Origin of the sequence: Mycobacterium sp. (assembly GCF_046091765.1) — a bacterium.
GTDB lineage: Bacteria > Actinomycetota > Actinomycetes > Mycobacteriales > Mycobacteriaceae > Mycobacterium.
In genome coordinates this window covers 19,258-29,140 of record NZ_JBJTCF010000136.1, presented here as the reverse complement: position 1 = coordinate 29,140, position 9,883 = coordinate 19,258, and the positions used below count along the sequence as shown (strand labels likewise).

Annotated in this window: 10 protein-coding genes; 3 read left to right on the top strand and 7 right to left on the bottom strand. The window is 72.3% G+C overall.

The genetic code is table 11. The features are described from left to right. Together ACKOB8_RS15860 and ACKOB8_RS15855 are read right to left on the bottom strand one after the other, a co-directional pair. A partial coding sequence (locus tag ACKOB8_RS15860; protein ID WP_526378989.1) for a cytochrome P450 occupies positions 1-482 on the bottom strand: 482 nt, incomplete at its 3' end. A gap of 28 nt (positions 483-510) precedes the next feature. Then, positions 511-951, bottom strand: a complete 441-nt coding sequence (locus tag ACKOB8_RS15855; protein WP_526378991.1) for a cysteine peptidase family C39 domain-containing protein — start codon at positions 949-951, stop codon at positions 511-513. 170 nt (positions 952-1,121) lie between these two features. Between ACKOB8_RS15855 and ACKOB8_RS15850 the strand changes: the two genes are divergently transcribed. Further along, positions 1,122-3,068, top strand: coding sequence for a flavin-containing monooxygenase (locus tag ACKOB8_RS15850; RefSeq protein ID WP_526378987.1), 1,947 nt, complete (start codon positions 1,122-1,124; stop codon positions 3,066-3,068). A gap of 121 nt (positions 3,069-3,189) precedes the next feature. On the opposite strand, the gene ACKOB8_RS15845 is transcribed toward ACKOB8_RS15850, so the two are convergent. Then, positions 3,190-4,422: an NRAMP family divalent metal transporter gene (locus ACKOB8_RS15845; protein WP_526378985.1), complete on the bottom strand. Its 1,233-nt coding sequence runs from the start codon at positions 4,420-4,422 to the stop codon at positions 3,190-3,192. Beyond that, the gene (locus tag ACKOB8_RS15840; protein ID WP_526378983.1) at positions 4,419-5,177 is read right to left on the bottom strand and encodes a magnesium transporter; all 759 of its coding nucleotides are present in this window, start codon (positions 5,175-5,177) and stop codon (positions 4,419-4,421) included. Before ACKOB8_RS15840 ends, ACKOB8_RS15845 begins: the two co-directional genes overlap by 4 nt. A gap of 59 nt (positions 5,178-5,236) precedes the next feature. On the opposite strand from ACKOB8_RS15840, the gene ACKOB8_RS15835 reads away from it, so the two are divergent. Together ACKOB8_RS15835 and ACKOB8_RS15830 are read left to right on the top strand one after the other, a co-directional pair. Next, positions 5,237-6,268, top strand: a complete 1,032-nt coding sequence (locus ACKOB8_RS15835; RefSeq protein ID WP_526378981.1) for an NAD(P)-dependent alcohol dehydrogenase — start codon at positions 5,237-5,239, stop codon at positions 6,266-6,268. A 14-nt stretch (positions 6,269-6,282) separates the two neighbouring features. After that, positions 6,283-7,587: an acyl-CoA dehydrogenase family protein gene (locus ACKOB8_RS15830; RefSeq protein ID WP_526378979.1), complete on the top strand. Its 1,305-nt coding sequence runs from the start codon at positions 6,283-6,285 to the stop codon at positions 7,585-7,587. On the opposite strand, the gene ACKOB8_RS15825 is transcribed toward ACKOB8_RS15830, so the two are convergent. From ACKOB8_RS15825 to ACKOB8_RS15815, 3 genes are read right to left on the bottom strand one after another with little or no spacing between them, the layout of a single operon-like run. After that, positions 7,584-8,390 (bottom strand): acyl-CoA thioesterase, encoded by an 807-nt coding sequence (locus tag ACKOB8_RS15825; protein ID WP_526378977.1) that lies wholly within the window; start codon positions 8,388-8,390, stop codon positions 7,584-7,586. The genes ACKOB8_RS15830 and ACKOB8_RS15825 overlap by 4 nt on opposite strands. Next, positions 8,375-9,520, bottom strand: coding sequence for a CoA transferase (locus ACKOB8_RS15820; RefSeq protein ID WP_526378975.1), 1,146 nt, complete (start codon positions 9,518-9,520; stop codon positions 8,375-8,377). The genes ACKOB8_RS15825 and ACKOB8_RS15820 overlap by 16 nt, the downstream gene beginning before the upstream one ends. Then, the gene (locus ACKOB8_RS15815) at positions 9,517-9,849 is read right to left on the bottom strand and encodes a hypothetical protein (RefSeq protein ID WP_526378973.1); all 333 of its coding nucleotides are present in this window, start codon (positions 9,847-9,849) and stop codon (positions 9,517-9,519) included. The genes ACKOB8_RS15820 and ACKOB8_RS15815 overlap by 4 nt, the downstream gene beginning before the upstream one ends. Positions 9,850-9,883: the final 34 nt, after the last annotated feature.

The window sequence follows — 9,883 nt, the reverse complement described above, 5'->3', positions numbered from 1 at the left end:
CGCAGGATGACGTTGAGGGTGATCCGCATCATCGGCTCGGCGACCGCGAACTCGCGGCCCTGCGGCCAGGACGCCAGCTCGCGCAGCGTCTCCTCCTCGACGATGCTCTCGTAGGCCTTGATGCTCTTGCCGTGGAACGGCGGGGTGAGCAGCTTGCGGCGGCGGCGATGCGCCTCGCCGTCGAGGCCGAACACCGAACCGCGGCCCAGCAGCCGGCTGAGGTTGGGCTGGATGTTGTGCAGCACGTCGGGGCTGGTGGTGAAGATCTGCTTGACCAGTGCCGGCTCGGAGACCAACACGCAGTCGCCGAACACCGGAACCCGCACCGTCATGCAGCGGCCGTAGTCGCGGGTGAGCCGGATGACCGTGCGGCGCCGGGACGCCACGAACGCCAGCGCGATCAGCGCCTTGGGCAGGCGCGGGGCGGGCGGCAGGTAGGCGTCGCCGTCGACGGGCAGGTCGATGAGGGGGGCTTGGCTCACGATTTCACCGTACCGGCCGGTGTGGGCCCTACCGTGCGGGCAGCACGAAGGCGAACGGCCGGGAGAAGCCCAGGCCACGCAGCCGGGCCGCGCGGATGTCCCCGGCGTCGATCGGCATCAGCCGGCCCGACGAGGGCTCATAACAGAGCAGCCGCTTCTCGCGGTGTTCGGTGAGCAGCACCCAGTGCCGGGGGATCGCCGCGCCGATCAGCATGGCCACCGGCCGGCCGGCGTCGAGGGCGGCGAGGACGTCATCGAGGGGGTCGGCGTGCCGGGCGGTGCGCCAGCGGTAGCGGGTGCCGTGCGCGGACAGCGCCCGGGCCATCCCGGCCGGGGTGGTGCCCAACGCCCGCGGCCACAACCGGTTGACCCGCCGGTGCACCCGGGCCTGTTCGGCGTCGAACCACTGCCGCGCCTGCCCGGCTCGCAGGGGCGCGCCGTAGTCAGCGTCGATCAGCGCCCCGGCCATCACCGCCACACTCGGGCCGCAGGTCACCCCGTCGCGCTGGCGCAACCACACGCCGCCAGGGTAGTGCCGTCGGCCTCTGTGCGCCCTCCCCCGACTGTGCGGTTTCATCCGGTTTCTGCGGCGTGTCGGGTATGAAAACGCACGCTCGGCGGGGCGCATAGCCTGAGGCGATGCGCAACCCGCACGCCGGTGAGCCGTTCGCCGACTCCGACGAGGCGATCGCCGAGCACCTGAGCGACGTGTCGGTGCCGACGCTGCTGATGGCGTGCGTGCACATGGCCGACGACGAGGCGACCCGGCGCGCGATCCTCGACGGCCCGCTGCGGCCGGCCGGGCTGTTCCTCAACGAGATCCAGGGGTTCATGTCCGAGCAGGACAGGGAGGCGGCCCGCGCGCTGGCGCTGGGCATCATCTTCGACTACCGCGACCGCGGCTGCCCCGAGCCGCGCCCGGTCGAGCCGGCGATGCTCGGGCAGATGATGGACTGGATCGCCGCCGCGGAGGTGCCCGGGGAGTACGTGCCGATGATGCTCGAGGAGATGGGCCTCGACGGTCGAGACGGCCGCGAAGACCAGCCGGGCTCGGATCCGCGGGCGCGCGAGGACTTCCCGGTGATCGTGATCGGCGCCGGCCAGTCCGGGCTGCTCGCGGCGATCCGCCTCCAGCAGGCCGGCATCCCGTTCACGGTGATCGAGAAGAACCCCGGCGTGGGGGGCACCTGGTGGGAGAACTCCTACCCCGGCGCGCGGGTGGACGTCGGCAACCACTTCTACTGCTACAGCTTCGAGCCCGCCGACCACTGGAGCGAGTTCTTCGCCCGCCAGCCCGAACTGCAGCGCTATTTCGACGACGTCATGCACCGCCACGGCGTCGCCGAAAACATCCGGTTCGACACCGAGGTCCTCGGTGCGGCGTGGGACGACGACACCGGGACGTGGTCGGTCGACGTGCGCGGCGGCGACGGCACCCAGACGCTGCGGGCCCGCGCGGTGATCAGCGCGGTCGGCCAGCTCAACCAGCCGTTCGTACCGGAGCTGCCGGGGGCGGGCGATTTCGCCGGGCCGGCCTTCCACACCGCCCGCTGGGACCACGACGTCGACCTCGCCGGCAGGGACGTGGTGATGATCGGCGCGGGCGCGACCGGATTCCAGCTCGCCCCCGCCATCGCCGGCACCGTCGGACGGCTGAGCATCTTCCAGCGCACCGCGCAGTGGATGTTCCCCAACCCCGACTACCACGCCACCGTCGGGCCGGGCACCCGCTGGGCCCTGCGGCACCTACCGTTCTACGGGCGCTGGTTCCGGTTCCTGGTGTTCTGGCCGGGCTGTGACACCGGGCTGGCCGCGGCCAAGGTGGACCCGGCGTGGCCCGACCAGCAGCGCGCGGTCAGCGCCGCCAACGACATGGCCCGGCTGATGTTCACCCAGTGGATCACCAGCCAGCTCGACGGCGACCCGCGCGCCGAGGAGCTCGCCGCCAAGGTCGTCCCCGACTACCCCGCCACCGGCAAGCGCACCCTGCAGGACAACGGCAGCTGGCTGGCCACGCTGCGCCGCGACAACGTCGAGTTGGTGCGCTGCGGGGTCGGGCGCATCGAAGCCGACGCGGTGGTGGACGGCGAGGGCGTGCGGCACCCGGCCGACGTGCTGGTCTACGCGACCGGCTTTCGGGTCAACGACTTCCTCGGCTCGATCCGGGTGACCGGCCGCGGCGGGCGCGACCTGCACGAGGCGTGGGGGGAGAAGCCGTCGGCGCACCTGGGCATCACCATCCCGGGTTTCCCGAACTTCTTCTGTATGTACGGGCCGGGCACCAACCTGGCCAGCGGCGGCAGCCTGATCTTTCACTCCGAGTGCCAGATCCGCTACATCGTGGGCTGCGTGGATCTGCTGCTGAACTGCGGCGCGACCGCGATGGAGCCGCGCGTCGAGGCCTACGACGACTGGTATGCGCGCAGCCAGGCCGAGATGGCGACGATGGTGTGGGCCCAGCCGTCCATCGAGCACAGCTTCTACAAGGACCGCAACGGCGTCGTGCACTCGCTGAGTCCGTGGCGGCTGGTGGACTACTGGACCTGGACCCGCCGGCCCGACCCGGCGGATTTCGTCTTCGCGTGACCGCCGGCGCCGTCCGCGCCCCCTCGAGCGTGCGGTCTGATCCGGCTGTTGCGGCGTGTTGGGGATGAAACCGCACAGTCGGCGGGGGGACGGGGGCTAGCGGCGCGCACCGCGATCGCGGTCATCCGAGCACCGTCGTCGCGCCCAGGGTGAGCACGCACACCACCACCACCACGGTGGTCAACGCGTAGACCAGGGTGCCGGCCCGCCCGGCGGCGAAGTCGCCCATCAACTGGCGGTCGCGGCCCAGGCCGACCATCGCGATCAGCAGCGGCACCAGCAGCACCGCGTTGAGCACCTGGGTGCCGACCAGGATCGTGACCAGGGGGGCGCCGGGCGCCAGCACGATGCTCGACCCGATCAGGGTGATGATGGCGAAGGTCAGATAGAAGGTGCGCGCCTCGCGGTAGGGGTCGTCGAGGGCGGCCTCGAACCCCGCGTACTCGCACACCGAGTACGCCGTCGACAGCGGCAGCACCGACGCCGCCAGGAACGCCGCCCCGATCAGCCCGACCGCGAACAGGGTCGAGGCGGCCTCACCGGCCAGCGGTTGCAGCGCCACCGCGGCGTCGGCGGCGTCGGTGATGCGCAGCCCGTCGCGATGCAGCGTGGCCGCGCACGCCACCACCACGAAGAAACCGATCACCCCGGTCAGCACCGCGCCGGTGACCACGTCGATCCGCTCGGCCGCCAGGTCCTCGGTGCGCAGCTTCTTGTCCACCGCGTAGGACTGCATAAACGACAGTCCCCACGGCGCCAGCGTGGTGCCCAGCGTCGCGGTCACGATGGCCAGCGCCTCACCGGTCATCGGCATGGTCGGCACCACGGTGCCGCGCAGCGCCGCACCCCAGTCCGGGCCGGCCATGAACCCCGAGGCGATGTAGGCCAGAAACACCGTCGACACCAGCAGCAGCACCCGCTCGACGCGGTGGAAGCTGCCCCGCAGCACCAGCAGCGAGACGATGACCGCCGCGGCGGGGACGCTGACGTAGCGGCTGATCCCGAAGATCTCGAAACCTGCCGCGATGCCGGCGAATTCAGCGCAGGTGGTGCCGATGTTGGCGACGACGAGCGCGGCCAGCACCGCCCCGCCGATGCGGACGCCGTAGCGCTGGCGCACCAGGCCGATCAGGCCTTGGCCGGTGACCACGCCCATCCGGGCGGCCAGCCCGTGGAAGATCACCAGCGCCACGGTGGACAGCAGCAGCACCCACAGCAGCTGGTAGCCGTGGTCGGCGCCGAGCACCGAGTAGGTGGTGATGCCGGCCGGGTCGTCGTCGGACAGCCCGGCCAGCAGACCCGGCCCGAGCACCGCCGTCAGCGCGACCAGCCGGGCCTTGCGGGAGTCGTTCATCGCCGGTGCGGCAGACGGATCAGGCGGCGGCGGTGCGGCCACACCCCCGCGCGGAAGAACCGGCGGGCGCGCCGCGACGGGCGCCGCACGATCCGCTCGGCGACCTCGGGGTGCACCGCCCGCACCGCCTCGGCGGCGACCCGCGGGTCGCGGGCGGCGAGAATCTCGGTGGCCGCGTCGACGTCGACCCGGCTGATCAATGCCGCCAGCCCGGGCGCGTCGAGCCGGTGCACCGCCGAGCGTGGCGTGGACAGCTGCACCGCGTGGCCGCGGTCGGAGGCCAGGTGCAGATCCGCCCAGTCCACGACGTCGCGGGCGAGCAGGCCGCCGCCGAAGCTGAGCCGGCGCAGCACCCCGCCGAAGCCGACCTCCACCCCGGCCAGTTCCAGCGCGCCGTGCCCGTCGCGGGCGAGCAGCACGTCGGCCACCCGGGCCAGCCGCTGACCGACGACGTCGACCACCTGGGTGTCGAGCACGTCGCGCACCAGCAGCAGCTCGTCGGGGCCGAGCGCCTCGGCCAGCGAGTCCACCGCGAAGCCGGTGGCGGCCAGCGTGACCGGGCCGGCGTCGAATTCCTCGACGGCGGCCCACGGCACCACCAGCGTCGGCCCGCGGCGGCCGGTCACCACGAGCCGCTGCACCGCCGGCGGGCCGTGGTTGCCGTCGAGGCACACGATCAGGTCGGCCAGCCGCCCGACCGGCCGGCCGTCGGGTCCGCGGACCTCGCGGCCGACGAGGCGGCTGAGCAGCAGCACGTCCCGAAGCATGCCGCATTCGCCCACGCCGGTCGGGCCAACCGGATGTAATCGCATGCATGCGGGCGCTGCGAATGACCGGCCCGGGCCGCGAACCCGAGCTCGTCGAAACCCCCGACCCCACACCGGGCCCGGGCGAGGTAGTGGTCCGGGTCGGCGCGGCCGGGGCGTGTCACTCCGATCTGCACATCCTCTACGAGCTCGACGTCTCGGCGGTGTGGCAGCTGCCGATGACGCTGGGGCATGAGACCGCCGGGTGGGTGCACGCGCGGGGCTCGGGCGTGACCGGTGTGAGCGAGGGCGACCCGGTCGCGGTCTACGGCGCGTGGGGCTGCGGGATCTGCCCGCGCTGCGCGGTCGGGGCGGAGAACTACTGCGAACGCCTGTCGCTGGTCGGCGGCGGCGGGCTGGGTGCCGACGGCGGCATGGCCGACTACCTGTTGGTGCCCGACCAGCGCCACCTGGTGGCGCTGCCCGACGGGCTGGACCCGGTGACCGCCGCGCCGCTGACCGACGCCGGGCTGACGCCGTATCACGCGATCCGGCGGTCCTGGCCCAAGCTGACCCCGGACGCCACCTGCGTGCTGATCGGCGTCGGCGGGCTGGGCCACGTCGCGGTGCAGATCGCGCGGGCCACCACCGCGGCCCAGGTGATCGCCGTCGACGTCAAACCCGACGCGCTGGAGCTGGCCCGCAAGCTCGGGGCGCACCACGCGATCGCCGCCGACGAATCCGCGGCGGCGGCCGTGCGCGAACTGACCGGCGGGCGCGGTGCCGACGTGGTGATCGACTTCGTCGGTGCCACCACCACCTTGGAGCTGGCCCGCGCGGTCGCCCGCAACCTGGCCGACCTGACCATCGTCGGGATCGCCGGCGGTCAGCTGCCGGTGTCGTTCTTCTCCCAGCCCTACGAGGTGGCGATCGCCACCACCTACTGGGGCAGCCGGCCCGAGTTGGCCGAGCTGCTCGCGCTGGCGGCCGGCGGACAGGTCAGCGCCGAACGCTCGATCTACTCGCTGGACCACGGCGCGCAGGCCTACCGCGACCTGCACGACGGCCGGGTGACCGGCCGGGCCGTGGTCGTGCCCTGAGAGATACTGACGTCATGTGGGATTTCGAGACCGACCCCGACTACCAGCGCAAGCTCGACTGGGTCGAGCTGTTCATGCGCGAGGAACTCGAACCGCTCGACCTCGCGCCGCTGGACCCCTACGACAAGAAGAACCCCGCACTGATGGCGGTGCTGCGCCCGCTGCAGGCCACGGTCAAGGAGCAGGGGCTGTGGGCGGCGCACCTGAGTCCTGAACTCGGCGGGCAGGGCTACGGCCAGGTGAAGCTCGCGCTGCTCAACGAGATCCTCGGCCGGTCGCGCTGGGCGCCATCGGTGTTCGGCTCGCAGGCCCCGGACTCGGGCAACGCCGAGATCCTCGCGCTGTTCGGCACGCCCGAGCAGAAGGCGCGCTATCTGCAGCCGCTGCTCGACGGCGAGATCTCGTCGTGCTATTCGATGACCGAGCCGCAGGGCGGCTCCGATCCGGGACTGTTCACCACCCGCGCGGTGCGCGACGGCTCGGCGAACGGGGACTGGGTGATCAACGGCGAGAAGTGGTTCTCCTCCAACGCCCGCTTCGCCTCGTTCTTCATCGTGATGGCCGTGACGAACCCCGAGGCGCGCACGCACCAGAAGATGTCGCTGTTCATCGTGCCGGCCGAGACGCCGGGCATCGAGATCGTGCGCAACGTCGGCGTGGGGGGCGAATCCTCGTCGCACGCCAGCCACGGCTACGTGCGCTACACCGATGTTCGGGTGCCCGCCGACCACGTGCTGGGCGGCGAGGGACAGGCGTTCGCGATCGCCCAGACCCGCCTGGGCGGGGGCCGGGTGCATCACGCGATGCGCACGATCGCGTTGGCGCGCAAGGCTTTCGACATGATGTGCGAGCGGGCGGTGTCGCGTCAGACCCGCCACGGCCCGCTGGGCGACTTCCAGATGACGCAGGAGAAGATCGCCGACAGCTGGATCGAGATCGAGCAGTTCCGGCTGCTGGTGCTGCGCACCGCGTGGAAGATCGACAAGTACCACGACTATCAGAAGGTGCGCCGCGACATCGCCGCGGTGAAGGTGGCCATGCCCAAGGTGCTGCACGACGTGGTGATGCGGGCGATGCAGTTGCACGGCTCACTCGGGGTGTCCGACGAGATGCCGTTCGTCAAGATGCTGGTGGCTTCGCAGTCGCTGGCCATCGCCGACGGCCCGACCGAGGTGCACAAGCTGACCGTGGCGCGGCGCACGCTCAAGGAGTACGAGCCGGTGGACACGCTGTTCCCGTCGCAGCACCTGCCCACCCGCAAGGCCGCCGCCCAGGCGCGGCTGGCCGAGCTGATCGAGCGCGAGGTGGCCGAGCTTTAGCTCGTCCGGGTGACGACCTGACCCTCGTGCACCAGGGTGGCCACCCGGGTGCCGCCGGCGTCGAACAGTGCCGCGCTCATGATCCCGCGACCGCCGCCGGCGGCCGGGGAGCGCGACTCCAGCAGCGTCCACTCATCGGCGCGGATCGGCGCGTGGAACCAGATCGAGGAGTCGGTGGTGCCGGCGTGGTGGCTGCGGTCGGTCTGGGAGTGCCCGTGCACGGCCAGCACCGGGTCGATGCCGTAGATGTCGGTGACGAACACCGCCAGGCAGGCGTGCAGCAGCGGGTCGTCGGGCAGCGGCGCGGTGACCCGCCACCACATCCGGCGGACGAACTCGGGTTCGCGCGCGTCGGCGACGCGGATGTCGAGCTCGCCGAGCGGCAGCGCGGGCGCGGGCCCGATCGGTCCGGTGCGCGCGAGGGTCTCGGGGTCACCCGGCGCGGTGCGCCGCTCGGCGTGGCGCGGTCCGGCGGCGGGCACCGCGAACAGCACCGTGGCGCTGGTGATCAGCCGCTCGCCCTGGCGGCCCAGCACCCGCCGCGAGGCGCTGCTGCGGCCGTCGTGCACCCGCTCGACGGAGTAGTCCACCGGGGTGCCGGCGTCCCCGCCGCGCAGGAACTGCACGTGCAGCGCGGTGGGCAGCCGGTCGGGTCCGACGGTGCGGCAGGCGGCGGCCAGGGACTGCGCGGCCAGCAGCCCGCCGTAGGCGCGTTTGCCGACCGGTCCGTTGCACGGACCGGTGTAGCGGTCTCCCCCGGCGTCGGCGAGCTCGAGCAGCGCGGTGATCATGCGCCCAGCCATCGGGCGGGCACGGTGTCGTTGTCCGCGCCGAGTGCGGGTGCGGCGTTCGCGCGGGCGTGCTCGCCGTCCACCGACATCGGCAGCCCGGGAGCCAGATAGGTGCCGATCCCCGGCTGGTGCAGCGGAGCGAACAGCGGGTTGTCGCGCACCCGCGGGCTGTCGACCACCTCGGCGAAACTGCGGTAGCGCTCCCACAGCACCGAACGGCCGGCCAGTGCGGTGCTGATCTGCTCGGCACTGTGCGCGCGAAACCAGTCGGCGAACAATCCGTTGAGCGCCTCGCGGTGGCGAAACCGCTGACCCTCGTCGGCGAAGTCCGCACCCAGGGTTTCGGCCAGGGCGTCGACCGCGGCGGCGGTGCCGGTCACCTCGGCCAGATCGCGGAAGTGTCGCGCGGTCAACGCCACCACCATGAAGCTCACCCCGTCGCTGCTGGTGAAGTCGCGGCCGTACTGCCCGAAGATGGCGTTGCCCAGCCGCGCACGCTCGGTGCCGTTGACCATCACCTCGGTGAGGAAACCGAGATGGGCCGCGCTGGCCAGGGCGACGTCGTCCAGCGGCAGCCGGATGTGGCTGCCCTTCCCGGTCGCGTCGCGCCGGCGCAGCGCGGCCAGCACCGCCAGCGCGGCGTAGAGCCCGCAGGACACGTCCCAGGCCGGCAGCACGTGATTGACCGGCCCGTCCAGATCCGCCGGTCCGGTCACCAGCGGGAACCCGGTCGCGGCGTTGACGGTGTAGTCGACCCCGGTGGCGCCGTCGGCGCGGCCCGACACCTCCAGGTGGATCAGATCTGGGCGCAGCTCACTGAGTGTGCGCGCCGAATGCCATTGCCGCCCAGTGACATTGGTGATCAACACCCCGGCAGCGGCGATCAGCCGCTGCACCAGGTGCTGGCCGTCGGCGGAGCCCAGGTCGACCTCCATCGACCGCTTGCCCCGGTTCAGCCCGGCCCAGTAGATGCTCTGGCCGGATTCGGTCACCGGCCATCGGTGGTAGTCCGCCGCGCCGCCGATCGGGTCGACGCGGACCACCTCCGCACCGAGTTGGGCCAGCGTCATCCCGGCCAGTGGCACGGCGACGAAGCTGGAGATCTCGACGATGCGCACCCCGGCCAGTGGCGGTGGGTTCACCCGGCACCCATCTGGGACTGGTGCACCGAGAACGGGATGCCCAGACAGAACACCCCGAACAGCAGCAGAAACCAGGCGGCGGCCTGCCAGATGGGCCACACCCCGCCGGCCCGCCACACCCGGTAGGTCTGCGCCAGCCCGCCGATGCCGCCGACGCTGAGGATCCCCGGAACCAGCACGGCTGCGAGCATCGAACGCCACACCGCGGTCGCGGCGAAGGCCAGCCCGGCCAGGGCGACGACGGCGACCACGTAGGTCAGCGCGGCCCGCGTCATGCGCGGGTCGTGCCAGCGCTTCTCGACGTCGTTGACGTTCGCGTCGTCCGTCATCGTCTCGAGCCTACGGGCGCCGACGGTGAACCGG